24 protein-coding genes are annotated in these 22266 nt (G+C 44.0%); 6 read left to right on the forward strand and 18 right to left on the reverse strand.

Annotation, left to right across the window (positions count from 1 at the left end; genetic code table 11):
* Nucleotides 1-13: 13 nt before the first annotated feature.
* The 3 genes from ACFO4O_RS10080 to ahpC all read right to left on the reverse strand — a co-directional run bounded on the left by ACFO4O_RS10080 (nt 14) and on the right by ahpC (nt 4190).
* Entirely contained in the window at nt 14-1708 is a 1695-nt protein-coding gene (locus tag ACFO4O_RS10080; protein ID WP_382407969.1) for an esterase/lipase family protein, read from the reverse strand.
* Nucleotides 1709-1802: 94 nt separating this feature from the next.
* On the reverse strand, nt 1803-3413 hold the full coding sequence (gene ahpF / locus ACFO4O_RS10085) for an alkyl hydroperoxide reductase subunit F (protein ID WP_382407971.1): 1611 nt from the start codon (nt 3411-3413) through the stop codon (nt 1803-1805).
* 207 nt (nt 3414-3620) lie between these two features.
* Complete coding sequence (gene ahpC, locus ACFO4O_RS10090; protein ID WP_382408315.1) at nt 3621-4190, reverse strand: alkyl hydroperoxide reductase subunit C; 570 nt, start codon at nt 4188-4190, stop codon at nt 3621-3623.
* A gap of 243 nt (nt 4191-4433) precedes the next feature.
* Between ahpC and ACFO4O_RS10095 the strand changes: the two genes are divergently transcribed.
* Nucleotides 4434-4649, forward strand: coding sequence for a TIGR02450 family Trp-rich protein (locus ACFO4O_RS10095; RefSeq protein WP_382407973.1), 216 nt, complete (start codon nt 4434-4436; stop codon nt 4647-4649).
* Between the two features lie 69 nt (nt 4650-4718).
* Here ACFO4O_RS10095 and ACFO4O_RS10100 read toward each other — a convergent pair whose 3' ends face one another.
* Nucleotides 4719-4979 (reverse strand): Txe/YoeB family addiction module toxin, encoded by a 261-nt coding sequence (locus ACFO4O_RS10100; protein ID WP_382407975.1) that lies wholly within the window; start codon nt 4977-4979, stop codon nt 4719-4721.
* Nucleotides 4976-5227 (reverse strand): type II toxin-antitoxin system Phd/YefM family antitoxin, encoded by a 252-nt coding sequence (locus tag ACFO4O_RS10105; RefSeq protein WP_382407977.1) that lies wholly within the window; start codon nt 5225-5227, stop codon nt 4976-4978. Before ACFO4O_RS10105 ends, ACFO4O_RS10100 begins: the two co-directional genes overlap by 4 nt.
* A 582-nt stretch (nt 5228-5809) precedes the next feature.
* Between ACFO4O_RS10105 and ACFO4O_RS10110 the strand changes: the two genes are divergently transcribed.
* Both ACFO4O_RS10110 and ACFO4O_RS10115 read left to right on the forward strand, forming a co-directional pair.
* Complete coding sequence (locus ACFO4O_RS10110; protein WP_382407979.1) at nt 5810-6145, forward strand: hypothetical protein; 336 nt, start codon at nt 5810-5812, stop codon at nt 6143-6145.
* A 91-nt stretch (nt 6146-6236) separates the two neighbouring features.
* Nucleotides 6237-6908 carry a penicillin-insensitive murein endopeptidase gene (locus tag ACFO4O_RS10115; protein WP_382407981.1) on the forward strand — a complete coding sequence of 224 codons (672 nt, stop codon included), beginning with the start codon at nt 6237-6239 and terminating at the stop codon, nt 6906-6908.
* Nucleotides 6909-6967: 59 nt separating this feature from the next.
* On the opposite strand, the gene ACFO4O_RS10120 is transcribed toward ACFO4O_RS10115, so the two are convergent.
* Nucleotides 6968-7303 carry a winged helix-turn-helix transcriptional regulator gene (locus tag ACFO4O_RS10120; protein WP_382407983.1) on the reverse strand — a complete coding sequence of 112 codons (336 nt, stop codon included), beginning with the start codon at nt 7301-7303 and terminating at the stop codon, nt 6968-6970.
* A 122-nt stretch (nt 7304-7425) separates the two neighbouring features.
* Here ACFO4O_RS10120 and ACFO4O_RS10125 point away from each other — a divergent pair, with 122 nt between their 5' ends.
* The 3 genes from ACFO4O_RS10125 (at nt 7426) to ACFO4O_RS10135 (ending at nt 10234) form a co-directional block, all read left to right on the forward strand.
* Nucleotides 7426-8442, forward strand: coding sequence for a zinc-dependent alcohol dehydrogenase family protein (locus ACFO4O_RS10125; RefSeq protein WP_382407985.1), 1017 nt, complete (start codon nt 7426-7428; stop codon nt 8440-8442).
* 217 nt (nt 8443-8659) lie between these two features.
* Nucleotides 8660-9238, forward strand: coding sequence for a hypothetical protein (locus ACFO4O_RS10130; RefSeq protein WP_382407987.1), 579 nt, complete (start codon nt 8660-8662; stop codon nt 9236-9238).
* 21 nt (nt 9239-9259) lie between these two features.
* Nucleotides 9260-10234 (forward strand): hypothetical protein, encoded by a 975-nt coding sequence (locus ACFO4O_RS10135; RefSeq protein WP_382407989.1) that lies wholly within the window; start codon nt 9260-9262, stop codon nt 10232-10234.
* A gap of 138 nt (nt 10235-10372) precedes the next feature.
* On the opposite strand, the gene ACFO4O_RS10140 is transcribed toward ACFO4O_RS10135, so the two are convergent.
* The 12 genes from ACFO4O_RS10140 to ACFO4O_RS10195 all read right to left on the reverse strand — a co-directional run bounded on the left by ACFO4O_RS10140 (nt 10373) and on the right by ACFO4O_RS10195 (nt 22256).
* Entirely contained in the window at nt 10373-10711 is a 339-nt protein-coding gene (locus ACFO4O_RS10140) for a helix-turn-helix domain-containing protein (protein ID WP_382407991.1), read from the reverse strand.
* A gap of 41 nt (nt 10712-10752) precedes the next feature.
* Nucleotides 10753-11172 (reverse strand): hypothetical protein, encoded by a 420-nt coding sequence (locus tag ACFO4O_RS10145; RefSeq protein ID WP_382407993.1) that lies wholly within the window; start codon nt 11170-11172, stop codon nt 10753-10755.
* Between the two features lie 59 nt (nt 11173-11231).
* On the reverse strand, nt 11232-11657 hold the full coding sequence (locus ACFO4O_RS10150) for a hypothetical protein (RefSeq protein ID WP_382407995.1): 426 nt from the start codon (nt 11655-11657) through the stop codon (nt 11232-11234).
* Nucleotides 11658-11961: 304 nt separating this feature from the next.
* Nucleotides 11962-14487 (reverse strand): EAL domain-containing protein, encoded by a 2526-nt coding sequence (locus tag ACFO4O_RS10155; RefSeq protein WP_382407997.1) that lies wholly within the window; start codon nt 14485-14487, stop codon nt 11962-11964.
* A gap of 222 nt (nt 14488-14709) precedes the next feature.
* Nucleotides 14710-15447, reverse strand: coding sequence for an SDR family NAD(P)-dependent oxidoreductase (locus ACFO4O_RS10160; protein ID WP_382407999.1), 738 nt, complete (start codon nt 15445-15447; stop codon nt 14710-14712).
* Nucleotides 15444-16736, reverse strand: coding sequence for an AMP-binding protein (locus tag ACFO4O_RS10165; RefSeq protein ID WP_382408001.1), 1293 nt, complete (start codon nt 16734-16736; stop codon nt 15444-15446). Before ACFO4O_RS10165 ends, ACFO4O_RS10160 begins: the two co-directional genes overlap by 4 nt.
* Before the next feature lie 8 nt (nt 16737-16744).
* Complete coding sequence (locus ACFO4O_RS10170) at nt 16745-16999, reverse strand: phosphopantetheine-binding protein (protein ID WP_382408003.1); 255 nt, start codon at nt 16997-16999, stop codon at nt 16745-16747.
* A gap of 4 nt (nt 17000-17003) precedes the next feature.
* Nucleotides 17004-17603 carry a UDP-4-amino-4,6-dideoxy-N-acetyl-beta-L-altrosamine N-acetyltransferase gene (gene pseH, locus ACFO4O_RS10175; RefSeq protein WP_382408005.1) on the reverse strand — a complete coding sequence of 200 codons (600 nt, stop codon included), beginning with the start codon at nt 17601-17603 and terminating at the stop codon, nt 17004-17006.
* Complete coding sequence (gene pseG, locus ACFO4O_RS10180) at nt 17596-18738, reverse strand: UDP-2,4-diacetamido-2,4,6-trideoxy-beta-L-altropyranose hydrolase (RefSeq protein WP_382408007.1); 1143 nt, start codon at nt 18736-18738, stop codon at nt 17596-17598. The genes pseH and pseG overlap by 8 nt, the downstream gene beginning before the upstream one ends.
* Before the next feature lie 284 nt (nt 18739-19022).
* Nucleotides 19023-19937: a hypothetical protein gene (locus ACFO4O_RS10185; RefSeq protein ID WP_382408009.1), complete on the reverse strand. Its 915-nt coding sequence runs from the start codon at nt 19935-19937 to the stop codon at nt 19023-19025.
* A gap of 5 nt (nt 19938-19942) precedes the next feature.
* Nucleotides 19943-20611, reverse strand: a complete 669-nt coding sequence (locus tag ACFO4O_RS10190; protein WP_382408011.1) for a hypothetical protein — start codon at nt 20609-20611, stop codon at nt 19943-19945.
* Nucleotides 20612-20765: 154 nt separating this feature from the next.
* Nucleotides 20766-22256 (reverse strand): CYTH domain-containing protein, encoded by a 1491-nt coding sequence (locus ACFO4O_RS10195; RefSeq protein ID WP_382408013.1) that lies wholly within the window; start codon nt 22254-22256, stop codon nt 20766-20768.
* Nucleotides 22257-22266 lie beyond the last annotated feature (10 nt).

A 22266-nucleotide genomic window follows, 5' to 3' on the forward strand; every position in this document is an offset into this window, starting at 1 on the left:
GCGCCTGTTTTTTTTAGCGAACCATTTCTTCACGAACGATGCTTTGAGGTTCATGTAAGGACTGCAAAATAAATTGGATTGCCTCGGGGTGTTGATAGGAGTCGTGACGTGAGGGCACGATAAGACGGCGCTTGCTCTGCGGGTGCAGTGCGCTAACATAATCGACCACGCCATCTGTAATACGCATGCACTGAAACTCAGACTCGCATGCAAGTTCTCCATTCGAGCCTATTATAGAAAAGGCATCGCCTTTAATGGGTAAATCGGAGAGTGTGTCGGTGAGGGGATGCCCCGGCCTTAGCGCCTCTATACTGTTGGCAGGACTTGCACCTAAGAATGGCCGCATGCGCTCGGTCAGGTTATCAAAACCTACCTCTTGCACAAAACCCGAAAATAGAGCCACAACATTTTGTGGAAGCGTCACTAGAGATGAACCAAGAAAGCCAACAAATGATTGTGCTGTAGCAGAGCCTCTGTGCGGAGTGTCGATAAAAAATATTTGGTTGTAATCAAAAAAGGGCTTAAACACAAATACCTCTTTGATTTGGTCACTGTATGCACTTGTCAGCTTATCTGGCCTGAGCTTAAACGCGGCATCCCAAATTTCATATGACGAGTCTGACACCATTGTGTTGCCAATTATACCGCCCATGCTGTGGCCTATCACAACCAGTGATTGCTCGTCGGTGGTAATGTTAAAATAGTCTATGTAGTGATTAAGCTCTCTGCGCAGTCGCATTGCATTATAAAAAGGCGGAGTACCGCTTGCATAAAACGCATGCAAGACCTGATAGCGATGATTTAGCTCCGGTGAACTGAGAACTTCATTAGTCAGATGACGCCATATCAATGGATCGGAGTTTAATCCGTGGATCATTAAAAGCGGCGTTTTACTTCGGTCTACAGGCGTTATCGCAAAAATACCCATGCGAGCCTCAACGGCCTCAGGATTAACGAAACCGGTAAACCTTAAATCATCTAAGGTCGCATTTTCAATGAGTACCAAATAAGCCGCATTAGGACTGAAACGCGCACGATATTTTTGTTTTGCGTACCGCACATATTCTTTGTCGGTATCGATTAAGCGCAAGTCAATCTCGATTGCCTCATCACCAAACTCAACGCGTTCTAACACCAAGCTAACCCCATGAAACAAGCCTTCTGCTGGGTAATGTTTATCTGCTAATACGCCAATATTTGGCCGGTTTGCGACTAAGGGCACACCTAGCTCGCCGCTGATAGTGATCGGAAGTCGGGGGTCTTGCGAGCGCATTTTTTCGACCTGATAAAAATGCTGATAACCATAATGATTGTTAAGCAGGCGGATTTGTAAATCACCAAACGTGGCCTCCTGAGGGGGGAGAGATTGATGGATACTTAATACTACCCCTACCAATTTATTCAGTGCAGCTGTAGCAAGCTCGCGGCGGGTGGCAGTTTGATTATCTCTGGCAAGTACGCTTTGATAGCACATTAATTTTGCGGCAAATTGAGAATACGCGGCTTCAGGCATCTCAACACATAGCTTATACAAATCGCTATCACTAAGCCCGCTGAACAAACTAGAAGCGTTAATAATGACCGTTTTTGTATCGGGGCTTACATTGACGGTTTCATCTTTACCTAAGTCGATAAAATCCACCGAAGTACAGGCACTTAAAGCAAGTATGCACAGCACAGCGAAGCTTACTCTTAGGTTTTGTAGCATATAGGTGGGCCTGGGCAATTAACACTCATCTCATAAGCGCTAGTAAACCTGAATCATTTCGTGATTACAACCAGCCTAAAAAGAAACAAGCGGCTTATGCCGCTTGCTCTGATTTGTTGCTTTGCGCCTCAGCCGATGCTTGCTCTAATGGATTCATAAGTAGGTAATCAAAGGCGGAAAGTGCGGCTTTAGAACCCTCTCCCATGGCCACCACTATCTGCTTGTACGGCACTGTTGTTACGTCACCACACGCAAATATACCTTCTTCGCTGGTTAGCCCTTTTTCACTTATTACAATCTCGCCATACTTGGTCATATCCACAAGACCCTCAACAATTTTTGAGTTGGGAACGAGGCCAATTTGCACGAATATGCCTTGCAACGACTGCTGTTTTACTTCTTCCGTGGCACGGTCAATGTATTCAATGGCAGTTACTTTGCCATTCTCAGCCAATATCTGCTTAGTCGCTGCGTTTTTTACAACCGAAATGTTACTGCGTTTAGCTAGTTGGTCTACCAAGACCTTATCGGCCTTTAGTTCAGGTAAAAATTCATAAACCGTCACTGATTTTACAATACCGGCTAAATCGAGTGCGGCTTCAACACCACTGTTGCCACCACCGATAACCGCAACGTCTTTGCCCTTATAAAACGGGCCATCGCAGTGCGGACAATAGGCTACGCCATTTCCGATATTCTCATCTTCGCCGGGCACATTGAGTTTTCTCCAGTTTGCACCGGTGGCAACGATCAAAGTTCGTGTTTCAATGGTCTCGCCAGAGCTTAAGTGCAAGGTTTTGATCTGACCCTTTTCGATTTTTTCAACGCGAATATGCTCTTTCAGCGTCACTTCGTATTCGTTGAGGTGCTTCATCAACGACCCAGTTAATTCAGGACCCGTTGTTGATGGCACGGAAATTAGGTTCTCAATACCCATTGTGTCTTTAACCTGACCGCCAAAGCGGTCGGCAATCACGGTTACTTTTAAGCCTTTACGCGCTGCATAGATTGCCGCCGCCACACCCGCAGGACCGCCTCCGATAACCGTTACATCTTGCATCGGTAAGCTAGGCTCTTCGGCGTTTGCTTGTAGCACTTCGGGCGCCACTTTGCCGAGTTTTTCAAGGATGTTTGCAATTTCGACCTTACCGCTTGCAAACACTTCTCCGTTCAAAAATACGGTTGGCACGCCCTGAATATTATTTTGCTCAACTAACTCAGGATACACACCGCCATCAATCATTTCGGCGCCTATATTCTCATTGAGCAGTGCAAACTGATTCATCGCTTGGACGACATCTGGGCACGCATGGCAGCTCAAGCTCACATACACCTGAAAATCTAGCTTTTGATTGACTTTTTTCACCATGCTTTGGATGCTGTCGTCAAGCTTAAGCTTGCTGCCACCGGCTTGCAAAATCGCTAAAATCAGTGAGTTGAACTCATGTCCACCTGGCACGCCCGAAAACTGAATGCCGGTGAATTTTCCGTCAGCCTCGATTGCAAAGGTGACTGGCGAGCGCAACATGCCTTGGGTGTCTCGCTCCACTAAATCGATACGCTCGCTAAGCTCGGCGATTTGCGAGAGCATGTTTTTAAGCTCATCACGTTTTGCGTGCTCTCCGGTTTGTAAGACAAAGGTGAGCTGCTTGCTTAAATCTTTAAAATAGCCTCTTAAGGCATTTAATATATCTTGGCTTAACATACGTTACTCCTTGGTTGCTCGCGACTTGGTAGCGTTGGGGCAATTTTGAGATAAAACACACCCTAAGAATGCTACAAAGCGCTCTCATAAATTCGTTGTTGTGGGAATAAAGAGTTAAAGCCGGCGTGGCCGTAACTCTTTATTCCCAATGTGGCTTGCAGAAATTCCCTGCAAGCCGTGCATCAGGTCTAAACAAAAATACTGCGTTTAGATTTTACCGACCAAATCAAGGCTTGGTGTTAGCGTTGCTTGACCTTCTTCCCATGCCGCTGGGCAAACTTCACCGTCGTTGTTAGCAACATACTGCGCAGCTTTTACTTTACGCAACATATCTTTAGCGCTACGACCAATACCTAAGTCATGTACTTCAGCTACTTTCACAATACCTTCTGGGTTTGCTAAGAATGTGCCGCGAAGTGCTTGACCCGCTTCTTCAATCATCACGTCAAATCCACGCGCTAGCTTAAACGTTGGGTCAGCAAGCATTGGATAGGTAACTTTGCCAATTGCTTCAGACGCATCGTGCCACGCTTTGTGAACAAAATGAGAGTCGGTAGATACTGAGTAAACTTCTGCGCCAAGCGCGAGTAGCTCGTCATGAATCTTTGCCATATCTTCTAGTTCAGTCGGGCATACAAACGTAAAATCTGCTGGGTAAAACAAGAAGATTGACCACTTTCCTTTTACGTCTTCGCTTGTGATTGTTTTGAATTCACCGTTATGAAACGCTTCTACCGAAAAGTCTGGGATCATCTGGTTTATAATTGACATGTTCAGGTTTCCTCTATTAGTTGGGGTTTGTTAAAAATAACGTGAATGATTACGTTGATGAGTAAGATATAGATGTTTCGGTTAAAATTAAATTGAAATTTAGCGATTCAGCTAATCATATAAATCGATTAGCATAGTTAATCCTGTTCTTTTTTAAGAATTAAGCTATTAACATGCTCTAGGTGAGCCGCAATACCATCATGCTCGTATTGATTTGCATGCAAGGCTACCAGCAAAAGCGAGCACCCGTTGAATCAGATACATCCAAAAAAACTATTACACAGCAAGTGGACAGCCACCCACCCGCAAAACAAAGAGAAACACTTTGCGGTAATTGAGACTGAATTTAATGAAGAGCAAACATTAGTTAGGTGCGTGATGCAGGCGATTCATTCAAAGCGTGAATTTGAAATAGAATGGCGAGACCTCAAAAACACCCAACGTTGGAAAACTGGCTGGGTGTAAAAACATAAGTAGGATAAAAATGAGACGATTGTTGGTAGAAGAATTACTCAGTCGGTCAGCATTAAATTGTTACTTGCCGTAGTGATATCGTAGTTGCGCAATCATTATAGAGTCATCGGATACTTTATACACGAACCGGTGCTCATCGTTGATTCTTCTAGACCAATAGTCTGCTAACCCGTGCTTTAATGGTTCAGGTTTTCCAATTCCTTCATATGGGCATCTGGATATATCTTTAATTAGCGTATTTACTCTTTTAAGCATTTTTTTATCTGTACTTTGCCAGTACAAATAGTCGCTCCATGCGGTAGATGAAAAAATTAGCTTCATTCAATCAGTTTCTTTTCAGAGCCCTTTCCATCTTCTAATTCGGCAATTGAACTCAATAATCTTCTCGCGTTCTCAGGTGAACGCAGCAAATACGTCGTTTCTTCCATTGCTTGATAATCTTCTAGAGACATCATCACAACAGAGGGTTGAGTCTTTCTTGTAATAATAACAGGAGCATGATCATTGCATACTTGCTCCATCGTTGTTGCAAGTTTAGCCCTTGCTGCGGTGTAGCTTATAGCGTCCATAATTGTTCTCTGGTACAGTTAGTTGTACATAGTATAACGGCAAGTTACACAAACTTGAAGCGGACAAAAAGAAAAAGCAAGATTTGTCGCTTAAGTAAGTGATGATTTTACTGGATACAACTTAGCCTTTTGCAAAGTCTTAATGCACCAAACGACGAAATAAATGAAGTAATGGGCGAAAGAAGCGGATGCCCGAGTGTTAGCATATGACAACAATGAAATAAGCTCAAAACCATTTCCAGAAGTATTAAAAAAGTATAAATGAATATTGAGTTTCTTGAGATAGCGGCTGCCTAATTAGACGACGCGTTTGAATATTATGAATTGGTCGGCTTGAAAACTAACAAAAGCATGGAGCCGGATTTGTCACAAAAGCGCTACCAAACCGCTGACCGATAAGCAGGCTTGCCACACTCATTTATACCGTGGATACTCAAATTAAATATGGCTCAATCAATGGCAAGGAGTTTAATATACCTATGGATTCTCCGCTTAGTTTTCAAATTGTCCAATTTCAATATGGCATCAAATGTCAATTGAGTGCCGTTTCCATATCAAGCGCTAAGTGGCGAGATGAACGCAATGAATTCAAAGAATTTTATTAACTACTTTTCTGAAATAGCCTCGCTTGATAAAGACAAGCAAGAGGTTATCTTAGAACAAGCTCATTACGTCTCGTTCACTAAACTAAAGCTATCGGGTAAGAGCGCACTCTATTTTATTTTGTCGCTTTTGGTTAGTTTGATATTTCCAATTACTAGCTTTCTAATGTTTGGTGCGTCTATATTAATCAACGGCCTGTCTATTGGTGTGGGTGTCTTTGTATCGCTCTTACTCTACAAAAGGCTATATTCCTCGTTACTTCAACGGGGCTTAAACGAGGTTTTAAAAAATAATGCCACCAGAAAAACCAATTAACACACTCACTTCGTTCGCCGAGACGCCCGCATACTGCTGCTTCACCATTTTCGCAGAAAGCGTTCGCCCGTTATCGGGGCATTAGTATTATATGTCAAAGTTCATAGTTGTTTTTGCGCTCGTATGGTCTTTTAGGTCAGTAGCCGCTGAGAGTATTTGTTTTGGCACTACTTCAAACGGACGACTCGAGAATGGAGTTAAGTTGCCTTCTAGCGGAGACAATTACGTTTCTTATAGCTTGTCTGCCCGATTGCTTGGACGCACATTTGTTCACTCGACAGTGAAGAAAATTGTAGTCGATGCCTATTCTAGACTTTTTGAAGAGATGCCTGATAAAGTCTTTAAGTATGCCGAGACTGGTTTTAAGGATGGCGGCGAATTTAAACCTCACAAGACCCATCGCAACGGATTATCGGTTGATTTCATGACGCCAGTTGTCGATGTAAACGGTAAGTCAGTTCATTTGCCGACTAATGTCTTTAATAAATTAGGCTACAACATTGAATTTGACCGGAGCGGTCGTTTTGATGGATTGCGAATTGACTATGACGCATTGGCTGCGCACATAGTAGCTTTGCACAAGGAAGCCTTAGCAAATGACGTTGATTTGTGGCGAGTTATATTTGATCCGGATTTACAACCGAATTTGTTTAAGACCGAGCATGGTAAATATCTTAGAGAGCACGTTCAATTTTCTACTAAGCGTTCTTGGGTGAGGCACGATGAGCACTATCATGTTGATTTCAGAGTACCGTGCTTGTAGTACTAAAAAGCGAATTAACAGAGATTATCAGCTGATATCATGCCGCTCATGCAAAACGATTACTTGATGTCCCGCGTTTGCTTAAAAGACTCCCCCCATTCACGCATTTGCAATAATAGCGGCTCAAGCGTTTTCCCAAATGCTGTAAGCTTGTACTCAACACGAGGCGGTACTTCAGGATAGACCTTGCGATGAATTACGCCGTCTTCTTCTAGCTCACGAAGCTGAAGAGTGATCATGCGTTGGGTGGCGTTTGGTGTCATTTTACACAGTTCGCCAAAACGCCTTGTCTCCTTTAACAAATGAAATAACAGAACAGGTTTCCATCGACCGCCGATAACGCTCAGCGTCGCCTCTACATCACAACCTGTTTTCCAATCATAATTTCTTGCCATAAAAATTCTCAATTTGGCTAATTTCAGCCAATACTTACATTTTTGTATGTACTTGTAAATTTAATTGTTGTATCGCAAAGTAACCCTTCATTTTTTAATTCATAGTTCTAAAAAGGTGCGATATGAAAGTTTATGAAATCGTTAAAGGCAACACTGTAGATAGCATTAAGTGCGTTGAGCGAGCTGAGCCCCTCCCAAGGGCCGATGAGGTTTGTATTGATATGAGAGCATGCGCACTCAATTATCGAGACATACTGGTGATCAAGGGGACATATGCAGAAAACGGGAAAACTACTGGCGTGATCCCTGTTTCTGATGGCGCTGGAATTATCAGTTCAGTCGGTAGCGATGTTACACACTTGAAGGTCGGCGATAGAGTTTGCGGCGCATTCATGCCAGGCTGGATAAATGGTCCGTTGAATGCCGAAAAGCAGGCTGGGTCGCTCGGTGGAGAAGTGGATGGAGTATTGGCTGAGCAGGTAGTACTCCCCGCTTCTGGCGTAGTAAGATTTCCTGCTCATTTGAGTTTTGAAGAAGCATCTACCCTTCCGTGTGCAGGCGTCACCGCTTGGTATGCAAATTTCGTGGGGGCTAATTTACAAGCCGGACAAACCGTACTTTTACTTGGCACTGGCGGAGTATCCATTTTTGCTTTGCAGTTTGCAAAAATGATAGGCGCTAAAGTCATTATCACAAGTTCGAACGACGCCAAGCTAGAAAAAACGAAGGCCCTAGGCGCTGACCATGTCATCAATTATAAGAAGCAGCCAGATTGGGAGCAGGTTGTGTTAAATCTCACCGAGGGCGAAGGAGTCGACCATGCTGTAGAGGTCGGTGGCCCAGGTACTATTAACAAAACTTTACAAGCAGTGAAGTTTGGCGGCTCTATCTCACTGATGGGCGTGCTAACTGGCTTAGCTTCTGAAGTCGCTACTGGTTTAATTCTTCATAAGAACATTAAGATACAGGGCACTTACGTCGGTTCGGTTGATATGTTTAAAGCCATGAATAGAGCAATTGAAGTTAATAAGCTCACACCACAAATAGATAAAGTGTTCAATTTTGCACAAGCCCATAAAGCTTTAGCATATTTGGAAAGCACAAAGCATTTTGGAAAGGTCGTAGTCAAAGTAAATTGATTCATATCACCTCTTACTCAATTAGCGATAAAGCCGCCATCGATGACAAAATCGGTGGCGGACATTAATACTGGCAGCGTCTTCCGTTCACTGTACGACTTGATTAATTTCCGGAAAACGATTCATATTTGGGAATTTTTGTTTTATGGTGGCGACGCCCAGTAGTCTCAGGATCTCTGAATGAGCAATTTTATTTAATTTTTATAGGGATTTTAAAATGAAAAAATTGTATCGTTATTTTGCTTTAGCATTTCTTACCGCATCATTCGTCGTTCTCGCTAATGATAATATTAAATCATTAAGTAGTTCACCTTATCAGGCTAAAAAAGCCGAAGATATAAAGAAACTTGAGTTAAGAAATCAACAAGTTGCGTTTGAGTTGGCTACTGTAAAAACTATGGCTGACTTTCAGACGATCGAAATTGCAGACTCTAGTCCGTTGAATCTTCTGTCAGAGGATGCGAAAGCAAGGTTTGCTAATAGTCTTGTTTTCAATCAACGAGGACTAGCAGGGTTTTATTATGCAGATCTTGAGGCTGAACTTACACCCACGCAAATATATACCGTTCTTCGCTTGTTCGGGAAGCAGCATGCAACTCACTTGTTTTCAAATGCTCGCATAGAAACAACTTTAGACGTGATGTTGCTTGATCGGCCTATTTCCCTTGAAGATACATCAGAATTTGTTGCAGGTACGAATAATATGCCCGTGTTTGGTGACCATAAAGGATATTATTGCGCTGGGCGAGCGACATGTACTGAGCGGCAAGGATCGATTTGCATGGGTAGTTGCTGAACGATATAGGAGAAGCTCTGTTTGCTTGATGTGAGCAGAGCTTTATCGATGAAACTTACAATCTTAGCACTTCTACTTTTTAGTTTATCCGGATATACATTAGCGTCCGAAAGGTGCAGCTCGCTTAACAACATAAAGACGAAAGTTTTCGAATTGGAAATTCTACCAGACTCTGAAAAAGCTCTGGTTTCGGGCAACACATCTTTAGTTAACCATCGCTCTTTGTTTATGGCACAACTTTTTAAAAAGTGCGTGAAACAGTTTTATTTGTCTAGAGTTGACTCCTTTTGGTCACCTGAAAATGCGCATTTGTTCTTTAGTATCATTAATAAAATAAGTTTCTATTCTATTGAGCTCGAACACTTAGTCTTATTTGAACACTTTGTCTCTAATCTATCTAAAGGTAACCCTAATCGTGAACGATATGCGCTAGCTTTGTCCGAGCGATATATTGCAGCATGGCGATTTGAAGACGTAAAAAGAATTATGACAACATTCGAGTTAGATACTAAAGCTGATATTCCTGCAATTTCGAAATCAGACGCAGCCATCGCCCGCTCGCCGAACGAACGACTACTGCTCAGTATTGAGACACCAAATAAGCTTGTCGAAGAAAAGTTTGATTTATCAAAAAACGACATTCAAATAGTGATCGTTGGGTCTCCATTCTGTTCACCTTCAGAACGCTTCGCGCGTTGGATTGAATATGAGGCGCTTGTCGATGGCGATATCCTTGCTTCCACAGTATGGATCACAAGACAAAATGGGGAGTTAAGACTCGGTGAGCGTTTGCAATCTAACAATAGCTATAAGCGCCATAGTTATCGATTCATCTACTCAAAAGAACATTGGCCGGAAATTGAATATTGGAACACACCTACAATATTAATTTATCGCAAAGGTATTCTCATAGAGCAAATTGTCGGTTGGCCGGAAGAAGGGCGAAAAGACGAATTTCTTCAAGCTATATCATTTGCGAAAATGTCGATAGAATAGCCCAATCAAAAGTGTAATAACTTTGCGCTCTGATTGTGCCAAACTACACGTTTATCCTTCAGCCCACCATGTTGTTTTCTATTATTTGAGCCATGAATAAAGCAACTCGCGCTAAGCAACTCAGTAATTAAAGCGAAGCTACTGCAGCAGCGCCAGCACAGTAACAATGGTGATGGCACTTCCAAACGTAACTCCGCCTATAAAAATTAAGAGCTGGGCTCTAATACTCAACGCCGACGTTTGCAATTCGTCTTTTTGGGCCAGCGCAAGTTCTTCTGGACTTGGTACTTTAAACAAAGCTTGTCGCTTCACATCAAAGGTGACACAAAGCGACATGATGGTCTCAAGCGACGCACTGCCGTTATTTTCGACGCGTTGAATGGTGCGCAGGTTAACATCACAAATTTCCGCAAGTTGAGCCTGTGTCCAGCCTTTTTCCAAACGCATAGTTTTGACAATGTCGCCACGAACCTCCATTTACAAATACCTCATGCACGATGCTGTAATACAAATCCACATCAAGCTGCACCGCCATATAATGCCTGTACTGCCAAATACAAAGCACCGGCAAGTAGAATACCTGCAACAATGCTGGCGGCTAGCTGTAAGGCGATACTCTTAAGCGCGCCTTTTTCTGAATAAAGGCGTTTTTCATCGTAGCAGATAACAGTGCGAAGCCTTTTGAGGTTGGCTCGATAAACACCTTTGAAACTCTCGGTTTCTTCTAGCTCTACCGTAAGCGCACTGTCGTTAATCATTATGTGATGAGTTGAACGAGTGGCCAACAAATTGCGACGTTCCGATGCGGGATGATCGTCAACATAAACCACTTCTTTTCCGGTCATGGGATTAAGGTGCACGGCAATTTGATGACGTACGCCTTGGTCCTCAAAAGGGAGATGGAACCATAATCCCCTTTTCATACTAATTTTGTTCATTGTGGCTCCACCTTTAAATCCCTACGCGCTGAAACACTGTTTCTCTTAAAGTTAAAAAACTATGCGAATACTTTAGCAACGATATAGCCGAGCATGATGAACAACACGAACAAACCCACAAAGCTAACTAACACCGATTTCCAGTTTTTTCGACTGATTTGCGCCACGGTATCGCTTTCAATGAGCTCACCGTCACAATAAAGACTGACCTCAATCTCGCCTTTTAAAATACTAGTCATACGAGTTTTAACCTCGTAATGATGCCCGTTTTTTTCAAAACTATGTTGGCTTTTAAAATTATTTAGGTTTCTGAAAGCAGACACTTCTTTATTGTTGAAAAAAACTTTTTCTTTGCCCGAGTAAACAGAGCCAAACATTGAAATGTCGTTTCCTTCGTGTTCGAAGTAGAACCAATAGCCTTTACGTAATGATACTTGACTCATTTGATCTGGCCCCTGTGTGATGCCTAAATTACTTATTTGCATTGTCTTACTCCTGTGGTTTGAATGCCAGTGCATTCCACAGGATTTTTTGCCTTATAAAAACGACAGAATAAAGACAACGATACGACAGTGGGAAATTTATAGAACGACAGTCGCATGTCGCATCTGTTTTTAATGCTCTTACTAGTAAGCAAGTGTTCACATACAATTTAAAGATTTTCGTTTATTTCGATGTGTTTTAAGCTTACTAATAGCTGGGAGTACTGAGTTTTGCCTGCATAACTTGGGCAGTGTTGAGATTTTGGAGATGGCGGCAAACTCAAACTCAGCGGTTCGCGTTATACTTTTATGAGTCTTGAGCACCTGCCCATTCGGTAAATTCTTCGGCCTTCATGGGTTTGGCAAAATGATAACCTTGGTAAATGTCACAACCCATCCGCGCAAGAATATCTACGTGTGAGACGTGCTCTACGCCCTCAGCGACGGTTTTCAAGCCCATATTATGGCTGATGGTAACGATTGAACGTGCTAGCTCGCTTGAGCGCTTTTCTTCTATTACATTTACAAAGGAGCGATCAATTTTTAACACGTCCAGCGGTAGGTCCTTAAGATGAGACAAAGACGAGTAGCCTGTCCCAAAATCGTCAAGAGCCACAGTAAAGCCAAGCTCTCTCAGTGCGTTTAGTTTATTTATACAGTCTTCTAGGTTACTCAATATCCCAGACTCGGTAAGCTCAAGCTCGAGCTCGTCAGGAGTAATGCCATGCACAGAGATGAGCTTTTGTACATCTTCAACAAAATGTTCTTGTATTAATTGCACAGAGCTAACGTTTACCGCAATGCGGCCATTAATCTCAACGCCCTGCTCTTTCCAAGCGTTTATGTCTTTACATACTTGCCCCAACATCCACAAACCAAGTTCTCTTATCGTGCCCGAGGACTCCGCAACTGCAATAAATTCATCTGGGGGCACAAATCCTAAGTCCTTGCTTATCCAGCGACACAGGACTTCAGCACCAATCAGGCGACCAAATTGGTCAACTTTGGGTTGATAAACTGGAAATAATTCGGTGTTTTCCTGCAGCGCATGCAGCAGACCCACTTCGATTTTCCTGCGTCTATCCATTTCTTCCAATATTTTGGCATCGAACATAGTCACTTCATTATGACGCGTAAATTTAGACTGCTCTAAAGCAATCTCAGCGCAGCGCAGCACTTCTTGCGCGTTTTCTACCTGCTCAGGAAAAACCACAGCGCCCGCACAAGCATCAAGCTCTGCACTTAGGCCATTAACGTGAATGGTTTTTTTAATCATTTCAAATAGAGCGTCCCAGTGAAGTTTAGCAACACCCGCTGCATGCATAGACACGTTTGAGATTAATACGGCAAATTCGTCACCTCCTGCACGAGCAATGCTTACATCCTTTTGCATATAGCCTGACAAACGCTGTCCGAGCTCTTTTAAGCACGCTTCAGCAAACGCAAAGCCAAAATCTCGGTTTATCTCTGTGAACTTGTTTAAATCAATGAGTATGAGTACCGATTGCGTTTGCTCTTCTAAGCTTTGGCTATAGGCAAAGGAAATCTGCTCGTGCAGCTTTGATATGTTTGGCAAACCGGTTTGATGATCGAAATAAGCCGTTTGATGGAGTTTGTTTTGGAGTCTATCTCGTTGAATTTCAGCGGCCGCTCGTGAGCGAAACACGTCTAAGGTTTGCATGAGTGTGGTCGGCTCATCAACTTCTTCGTCAGACAATAGAACGATAGCGCCTATTAGGTTTTCTTGTTCATCAAGCATGGGCGCATTGACATAACTTTTAGCGTTGACTGTCTTAAATAAGGTAAATTGAGGATATAGCGTTTTTAAATCGGCATTTACGTAAGTACATTGCCTACCGGACATCAATTCTGTTGGAATGTCGCGCAGGTAAAAGCGCTTATTCTCGAGCTCTGTATTTTCATGCATAACGATTTTAGTCGTAAGGGTTTCATTATTGTCGTCTAGCATCGCGATATAACAAACCTTCGCCTGACTCAATGACTGCAGCTCTGTCATCATCGTTTTATAAAACTGCAGGCTGTCATAGCTCGAAACTCCCTTTGCTAAACTAGACAATACCGACTCAAGCTTCTCTCTATTAACTACTTCGGATTTGAGCGATTTTCGCTTGATGCTTAAAGACGTAGCCACGGTAACGCAGGCAACAAAGTTGAGTACGGTGAACGCAAAACCGCCTAAATAGAAAAAGTTAAATCGACCTGAGTCCATGTAAATCGCCATAATTGACGCAAATATTTGAATGCATAAAGTTATGATCAGCAATACGCCTAATAGCTTTTTGCCCTGTTTAAATAATTTGGTAGCCAAATAAATAAGTGCCACCAAAAGAGCAACCGCGTATAGCTGAAACGCATAGACACCCGGCGTTCTATCGCCCAACATGCGGGTAATTTCACTGCCATTAAATATTGGCACTCTTAACAAATCAACATGCCCTGAAAACCGCAGTGTGCCGTCGCTTAGCAGATTAATCGTTAAAAATATTGCGCTAATTACGCACATACCAATGTAGCCCGAGCGCGGCATGCGCTGGTCGCTCCATTGCACAAACAATAAAAACATAATAGGAAGGGAAACAATGACGATTGAGGTTTGAATGCGAAGCCACATCATGGCGCTTTCAGGTTCGAGGCTAACGTGAAACTGCCAGGTGCTGTATTGGTACATGATTGAGATTATGCAGCCGAGCAATATTGTGCGATAGACCGGATGCTGACGAAGACCTGACGTGGTGACCACCGCCGCGCACAGAAGATTGATGCCAATCGAGGCTGAAAAATAAAATGAAACGAATTCGTCAAAAATTACCATGCTTATCAACAATACCTAATGTGCATTTAAAAGCTTAATTAAAATGTTTTTCAACAGGTAATATCGACCCTTTAAGCTGTGACAATAGTCAAAAGGGCCTTAAGCCTACAATTTTTAAACTTTAGTTTAATCTTTGGTATGTGAGGCGATTGTCGCCAGCGCGTCTCTCAATGCTCAGGCTAAGTGCGCGTTAATATCAAATCGTGCTAACAAGAAACTACTTTAAGCAGTGCTGCCTGCGTCTACCGTTAGCACTGTTCCGGTGACTGCTGTGGCATGCTCGCTTAACAAATAAATCAAAGCGCCCGCGGCGTCTTCCGGGCTTGCTAGGCGACCCAAAGGACTTCGACGTTTAATGCTCTCTAGTTTTTCATCTTTTAAGCTGTTGGTCATTTCAGTTTGCATGTACCCAGGTGCGACGCAGTTGACTGTAATGCCTGCTTTGCCTACTTCTCGAGCCAATGATTTTGTAAACCCTTCAAGGGCGGCCTTACTTGCTGCGTAAACGCTCAAACCATTAAATCCTGTGCGCGCAATAATTGAGGATATATTAATAATTCGCCCGCCCCGATTAAGCAGCATTGGCCTTATGAGGTACTTACTCAATAATATTGGTGCCTGAATATTAAGCTTCATAAGCGTATCAATCTCACTGTTGTGCATAGTGGCTAGCACGCCATCATAACCAACCGCGGCATTGTTAATGAGCGCATAGGGACGACCGTACTGCTTAACAATCGTGCTGCAAATACCTTGAATATCATCAAGGCGAGAAAGGTCTGCCTCAATAAAATGAAGGTCTTCATTGCTATTTTGCAGCGCTGAAAACGCCTCACTATAGGTTCGCGAGACCGCCACTACAGCATAGCCGTGCAACAAAAGCTGGCGGCAAATGGCTAAACCTAAACCTCGACTGCCGCCGGTAACAACGACTAACTTTTTTGCGGGATTGCTATTCATCTGCTCAGTTTTCCTGTGGATTGGTTCGCCAAGTGACTAACAAACTTAAATTGACTGGGTATTTGGTATCGCGCTAGCTTTGCTAAGCAGTGCGCAAGTAGTTTCTTTTTTAAGCCTTGAGTGTCTTGTGTATTGGCCACTATTTCGCATGCTACCAACTGTCCCAAAACACTGCTCGTCTTTGCGTAAACCCTGGCCAACACAACATCTTCATGCTGCGTTAGGACTTGCTCAACCGCTTCGGGGTGAACTTTGTTACCACCCACATTTATCACGCCGCAAGCACGCCCTTGAAAAACAACGCGGTCTTGCTCAATGCTAACTAAATCTTCGGTGTCGATATAACCCTCGCTGTCGACCACGCGGTTTTCTAGAAAGCCTTGCTGCTCGGGTTTAATCATTAGGTGCTGCGCATCACTAACCTTTAATTTCAGTCCGCTTCTCGTTTGCTGTAACCACTCACTCGGAAAGCCTGCCTTTTTGTCTGCTACCGCAAAACCAACACCAGCCTCTGTGGAGGCATATATATGCATAATTTTTGCGCGTGGAAACAACTGACTTAAGGTATCAAGCAGAGCCTGATCGGCTATTTCGCCGCCCAAGGTTATTTGTTTGAGATTGAGCTGGCTAAGCTTAGCGGTCATAAGCAATTGACGAAAAAATGAAGGCGTAGCCGAAAGCGCTGAAACCTCATGGTGTATCATTTGTTGAAGTCTTTGTTCAATATCACCGCTGCTGCAATCAATAAGTAGCGCACCCGATAGCAGACTTTGTAAAACCACCTGTAAACCGGCAAAACGCGCTGCTTGATAACTCAGGCCCCAGCGCAATTGTTGCGTATGCGAAGATGTTTTGATGGCGCGCGAAAGGCTGGCAAAGTCATGCACTATCCATTTAGGCGTGCCTGTTGTTCCGGATGTCGCTAAATACCAACGTGTATTTTGTTCTGAGATAGTCGCTGTGTCGCGCTCGGTTGTTGTGTCAGTTAAAACAAAAGCACTATCTTCAGGCCTATCATCAAGCGGCCATTTACATACACCTTCGGGCAAGGCTAAACTATTATCTGGCAGCATATATAACGCTTTGCACCATCCATCAAAAGCCGTTATCGCTAGAACAAGCTCATCAATATCCACGGGGGATATCGCGAGACTTTGCCCTTTTAAATTATGGTGTTTTTCGCGCAATGCTTGGGCGCCCGCTATCAGCGAGGCGTAGCTCACATTCACACTTCCATCTATCGCCGTAGTGGTAAAACCGGATGTTTTAAGATGCGCAAACAAACTCATATGACAGGCTAATCTCGCACTATTGCTTGCTGATAAATCACTAAAAATTCCCCAAACGTTTGTGGGTAAACGGCATCTTGCATATCACTGAAAGGGTCAATATCCAGCTCCTCTTCAAGTTGTGCCACTAACATAGCAAACCCTAAAGAATCTAAGCCACTTTGTAGCAACACAGTGTCATGTTCAATAGGCTCAACGAGCTGACAATCGGCCATAACAGCCACCTCTGCCAATGCCTTTCGGATTATTTGTTCTAATTCCACGTTATTATTCCCAATTCTGATTATCGACGTCGTTAAATTCAATAAAAGCAGCCGCGCCCGCTATCTGTTTAGGCAGTTTAGCTAAAATGGCTGACCGCGTGTTGCGCCAATCTGCCAAGACATATTGAAACACTTTTATCGTGTGCTCTTGGCTTGATGCTTCAATGTCTGGTAGAGGTGTATATTCAAAAAGCTTATGCATTTTGAGTACGCCCGTATTAAATGACAAGACCTCTGCATAAAGCGTATCTATATGTTTTACCGTACTGGCATAATCAAGCGCTGCAATTTCTAGCAATAAACCTGAGCCTGGCCAAACCTTGGTTTCCCCCAAATAACAGCCCCACTCTAATTGGCTCGGGCCGCGTTGATGAAAGTTCAACACACCGATTGGTCTGTTATTTTGGTAAAAAATAAAAAATCGACGGGTGTTATCTTGTTGCAGGCGCTCAAACCATTGTAGATGCTCATCCCAAGTAATAAGAGAGCTGTTGTGCATGTTTCGGCGCACGTCTTCTTTATTACGCCAGTGCCACACCTGTTCTAACAAGTCTTTTTTAAGAGGCGAAAAACCGCTAAGGGGATATCGCTTTTTATTACTCATTGCTTATTGTCTCCCCTCTTTGATTTAGGGGCTGACTGTAAACGTCGGGCTCGCCTTGCCGTTTCTTGCCTGTACCTTTGATACCTAGCAGATTGCACACATGCTCTACCACCAAAGGCGTTCCGGCATCTTTTGGCACGATGTTGCGTGCAGCATTTGCCACCGTATCAAGCAAATCGGGTTGTGATAAATAACGGCTAATATTCTTTTCGAGCATCTGCACGCTCGCCTCCTCAGCCCTCCCCAAATACACACAGGCATTTAACTGCGTTAGATATTCAGTGCTGGCAATTTGATTATCGGCACACGTCACCACCAAAGCAGGAAGCGCACAAATACAGCGTTCCCAATGCGTTGTACCGCCTGCACCAAGCATAAACTGCGCTTGGCACATTAGCTTTGCCATGTGCGGTGTTTGCACATGTAGCGCGACATTCTGTTGTTGCTTGACTTTATTTTCTAGCGCCTCGCGCCACGGATAATTATCTCCAATCACCAAGTCAACGCTGAGCGCTTTACAGTCGAGCCGCGCAATAGCCTCTAGAGCAATAGCACTTAGGTTGTGAGGGTCGCTTGAGCCAAACCCCACTAAAATTCGTCCATCAATTTTTTTATGCGTCGCCTGATAAAATTCAGGTCTTAATAGCGCGAACTTCGGTCCTAGCAAGCGAGTACAATGCTCTTGCAACAATCCCGCATAGCGTTTTTCTAACGCGTGAAAGAGGTTCTGGTCTAGCAGTAGGTCGCAGTCGTGCTCTCTGTCGGCTAAGTCATCGATGACCATGATGCTTCGACAGCGCTTACGCAGCATAGCGCAATACTCTGCGCCAAGTTCATAGTGGTCAACAATCAGGAGTTCGTAATCTTGACTAATCACCTTAAGGCTTTGTTGAGCGTCAAGTGATTGAATACTTGTGGTGTCAAAATCATTTGCGTGCTTGTTGAGGGCCGGGCTTAACGAATGAACCACAAATCCTTGTTGGCGAATAAAGGCAATTAGGTCTCCCGTGGTTTGCCTACAAAGAAACTCACAGTTGATGGATGCTGATTTGAGCGCGCGCGCGAGCGTTAAGCAGCGCATAACATGCCCACTTCCGATCTCTAGTGCAGCGTCTACCCTGAACAGCACATTCATATTACTGACGACCTCTTGTAGTTAATCTAAGCTCTGACCCTGTATAGCACTCATACACTTATCGTCAAATAGATGACGCACGCGCATCTATCTAGGATTAGCATCTGCTCGGCATGAGCCGCGGTATTTGCTAAGCACTAATTATGGTATGAGCGAATTAAAAAGAACTAAGCACAGAATGCGCCAAGTGTGAAAATGAGCGTGTTTTTATATATTAAGGCCCAATATGTGAAGGCACAGTAAGGATTCACCAGAGCGCCTAATCATTGCTACGACAGTACGATTTATCGTAGCGCCTGCGCTTCTTCAATAATAGGGTTAAGCACCGAACACGCCAACAAGCGAAATCCCTCTGGAATTTTTCCATAGGTTTGAATCAATTTTGACTGATACAGCTGTCGCATTGTTTGACAGGTCAGTGTTGGACTCATCTGTTTAATGCGCTGGTCAGATAACAAACACCGACGTGCGTGCGCATTAATATTATTTTCAGAAAAGTCTGCACACGGACTTGCTTCAACACTGTCTTGCGACGCCTCAAGTTTTGCAAGGAAGGTGTCGCAGTCGGGGCGCTTATAATTACTTGGCATAGACATCGAGTTTGTATCGTCTAAGCTCAGCAGAATTGACTCATACATCATGCCTGCAACGCCGCAATTGTTGAGCATTTGCAGCTGGCGCTTGTGCTTACTATTTGCCTGAGTCGCCATGCCAGTTAGGCATTTTACCATATGCTCAGCACTGCCATCGTAGCCCAAACAAGATTGCCAAAATGGCGGCTCACCGTTGAGGTCAAGTAGCACTTTGGCAAATACTTCGCATGTCGGGAGTTTTTCGTTAACTTTGTCTCTTGCTACGCCATGTTGCTGAAGCACGTTGGCGTACACCATCTTTAAATTTAAGCACTGAGCTTTTTGGGTATTAATGAAAGGATTAACGTTATTGTGTAGGCTAACTGAAGCTGTGGCAACACACTCATAAACATCTGACACAGACGACGGGTTAGCCGCTGCACATTTTGCGCTGGCGCCAACAGGGGCGATATTCATCAGCATTAACGTAAAACACAGAACTACGCCAATGCCCCATGGATGAGCGCGATCATGGTTTTGTCGAAAAAACAGCGCATAAGTGCGAGCGAAAGTGCGTGTGTAAGCACCATTGCAAGCACGTTCGTAAGTATTTGTAGAGACAGCCACTGCGCTTACTCCATGTCTTCAAGGTATTCAACCAATACCTTTTTCACTTCCCCAACTACCGCAGTTTGAATAATGCTTTCTTTTTGCTCCATAAAAGACGACTTTGAGTCAAAGACTTGTTCGTAGCTAATTGACCGGCTAATTTCGATGCCTGTGGTGTCGTCTATTAACAGTACACGCGACTCCATAGTTACCATCACTTGCTCATCTTCACCCCATGCGGCGAGCAGCGAATTATTGGAGTTTATCCGAGCATTCATTTCATTGACCTTTGCGGCCTCCTCACCAAAGCCAAACATGCTGCCAACCTCAGACACCAAACTTAATCCCGCTGTGGCCATTTCTTTTGTGCTCATCCCCTCTTGGTATTTTGCAAAATTAAACGCTGGCGGGCGAACCTCAATAACGGGGCCTTTGGCATTTCGCTTGTGAAGCTTAGCCTCAAATTCACCGCCTTTGGTGATTTCTCGGGCAGCGGCCTTTGTTACGCCGCGCAAATAGTTACTATCCTCATCACGTATTTTTTTTACGTGCACCACGATAGCTTCATCATCAAAGCCCTCTTGGGCGTTAACGCTCAGCGAAACTAAGCACAGACTCAATACAGATGAAAATAGGAGGGCTAAAAAGCCAAACGACAGGGTAGATTTTGAGAAGAAGGGTTTGTGTATCATAGGGTATCGCCTTGTTAGGGATACTGAGGGAATGCAGGTCAACCAATATCCATATGATGTTAAGATAATAATACTCAGCTTGACTAAGCTTTGTCTACTATTTAATCAATTGGCGATTCATCAGACCTGCAGATTTAACTCGATGCTAGCTACACTACCAGTAGACTTCAGCGTCCATGGCAATCTCGCGTGAGCGTTCCATCACGGCCAACAGGCTTTCTGACTTCTGCTGCATCCATTTCTGAAAATCTAGCGGGTCGTCTACTTCGCATTCATGCATAGCGTCTTTTAAAAAGGCCAATGCTTTGAGCTCCTCTATGCCTTGGAGTAAATCAAGCCAGGGCGCACGAAAATGTCCGCGACTGTCAGCAAAGAGGTCGCCTAACAAAAACCCATTTAACAAAGATTGTTTTAGTAAAATTTCAATCGATAAATATTTAACTGCGTCCATCTTACCGTTTCGCGGCAGCGACTGCATAAGGGTTTGCCAGCTTTGCGATAACCAACCGTTGGCGTGTTTTTTTACGGGTATTTGCGCACCGTCTGTTTGTGTTCGCCAAGGCTTTTCAATTAACAAACGTGAGGCACTTAGCTGGATATCGCTACTAAGACTCGACAGCAATAACTCCTTAGGTTTGTAAGCTAGCAACAGTCCTTCTCTGCGGCCCAATAAATAGTTCACCAACTGCGAGTTTTTGGGTACACGCTTACAAAAAGCGCCTTTTTTAGAACGAAGTTGATGGATGCTTATTAAATCCTTTTGCCATGACCACTGCTGCACCATCGACAGGAGTTTTTTATGCAGTACCAGCAGGCTGTCAGACTGCAGCACAGGCAAATACAATGACACGCTCTGCATCAATAGAAGCAAGGCTTCTCTGACCTGCGTGAGTGCTTTGGCATCCTGCGTCTGCAAGAACAGGCCTTGATGATACTGCCAATGCGCTAGCGCACACTCTATCGCTTTACAAAAACCGGCTTCGGTGGTGTCATCTGCCAACAATGACAAGAATTTGGGCAAGCTTTGGACGTTTGGTCTTGCCCCTTGAACAAGTTGATACCCTCGAGCCGCTTTGGTGATATTGCTAAGACGCACCGGCATAACCTTGGCGAGGCCCTGGGCAATATCAAACAGAAGTTTAGGTGCGCCGCTTTTGAGTTCTAATTCGATTTCTTGAATCGGCAGGGTATTGTCCCCTCGGCTAACCTCACCAATATCCAAAACTAATTCTACGTGTCCGGCGTCGGTTTTAATATCAAATTGCGTACGTGTGAAATGAGTTGTAAACAGCTTGCTTAAGCGTCTGCCAATGGCCTCAACATCAAAATCGTCGCCCCAAATATCCTTTGGAAAGCGCGTTAAATCTGGCACCGGTGAACTAAGTGCAAGGTTGTACTCAGGCCGCTGATGCAGCCCACCTTGCACCTGACCTTGCGTTTTCACTGTTTGCTCAAATTGGCCGTCGGTGCTGCGCACCCGAAAACCCATTCTTCGCTTGCCCAAAGTGTAGTCAGGCGTGTCGTAATAGTCGTTGAACACTGCTTTTTCGGTGCGCGCAACACTAGCATCAAGCGTCGGTAAAAAATCCGACTCTATGCTGGCAAGTGCGCCATCCTCAACAGCTAATTTAAGCTCAATTTCCATTACTGCAGCC

Origin of the sequence: Glaciecola siphonariae (genome assembly GCF_042652645.1) — a bacterium.
GTDB classification, from domain to species: domain Bacteria; phylum Pseudomonadota; class Gammaproteobacteria; order Enterobacterales; family Alteromonadaceae; genus Glaciecola; species Glaciecola siphonariae.

Coding starts and splice junctions, on each gene's coding strand:
- ACFO4O_RS10080 (WP_382407969.1), bottom strand. CDS start 1,708: ATGCTACAAAACCTAAGAGTAAGCTTCGCTGTGCTGTGCATACTTGCT.
- ahpF (WP_382407971.1), bottom strand. CDS start 3,413: ATGTTAAGCCAAGATATATTAAATGCCTTAAGAGGCTATTTTAAAGAT.
- ACFO4O_RS10100 (WP_382407975.1), bottom strand. CDS start 4,979: ATGAAGCTAATTTTTTCATCTACCGCATGGAGCGACTATTTGTACTGG.
- ACFO4O_RS10105 (WP_382407977.1), bottom strand. CDS start 5,227: ATGGACGCTATAAGCTACACCGCAGCAAGGGCTAAACTTGCAACAACG.
- ACFO4O_RS10110 (WP_382407979.1), top strand. CDS start 5,810: ATGAATTCAAAGAATTTTATTAACTACTTTTCTGAAATAGCCTCGCTT.
- ACFO4O_RS10115 (WP_382407981.1), top strand. CDS start 6,237: ATGTCAAAGTTCATAGTTGTTTTTGCGCTCGTATGGTCTTTTAGGTCA.
- ACFO4O_RS10120 (WP_382407983.1), bottom strand. CDS start 7,303: ATGGCAAGAAATTATGATTGGAAAACAGGTTGTGATGTAGAGGCGACG.
- ACFO4O_RS10125 (WP_382407985.1), top strand. CDS start 7,426: ATGAAAGTTTATGAAATCGTTAAAGGCAACACTGTAGATAGCATTAAG.
- ACFO4O_RS10130 (WP_382407987.1), top strand. CDS start 8,660: ATGAAAAAATTGTATCGTTATTTTGCTTTAGCATTTCTTACCGCATCA.
- ACFO4O_RS10140 (WP_382407991.1), bottom strand. CDS start 10,711: ATGGAGGTTCGTGGCGACATTGTCAAAACTATGCGTTTGGAAAAAGGC.
- ACFO4O_RS10145 (WP_382407993.1), bottom strand. CDS start 11,172: ATGAACAAAATTAGTATGAAAAGGGGATTATGGTTCCATCTCCCTTTT.
- ACFO4O_RS10150 (WP_382407995.1), bottom strand. CDS start 11,657: ATGCAAATAAGTAATTTAGGCATCACACAGGGGCCAGATCAAATGAGT.
- ACFO4O_RS10155 (WP_382407997.1), bottom strand. CDS start 14,487: ATGGTAATTTTTGACGAATTCGTTTCATTTTATTTTTCAGCCTCGATT.
- ACFO4O_RS10160 (WP_382407999.1), bottom strand. CDS start 15,447: ATGAATAGCAATCCCGCAAAAAAGTTAGTCGTTGTTACCGGCGGCAGT.
- ACFO4O_RS10165 (WP_382408001.1), bottom strand. CDS start 16,736: ATGAGTTTGTTTGCGCATCTTAAAACATCCGGTTTTACCACTACGGCG.
- pseH (WP_382408005.1), bottom strand. CDS start 17,603: ATGAGTAATAAAAAGCGATATCCCCTTAGCGGTTTTTCGCCTCTTAAA.
- pseG (WP_382408007.1), bottom strand. CDS start 18,738: ATGAATGTGCTGTTCAGGGTAGACGCTGCACTAGAGATCGGAAGTGGG.
- ACFO4O_RS10190 (WP_382408011.1), bottom strand. CDS start 20,611: ATGATACACAAACCCTTCTTCTCAAAATCTACCCTGTCGTTTGGCTTT.
- ACFO4O_RS10195 (WP_382408013.1), bottom strand. CDS start 22,256: ATGGAAATTGAGCTTAAATTAGCTGTTGAGGATGGCGCACTTGCCAGC.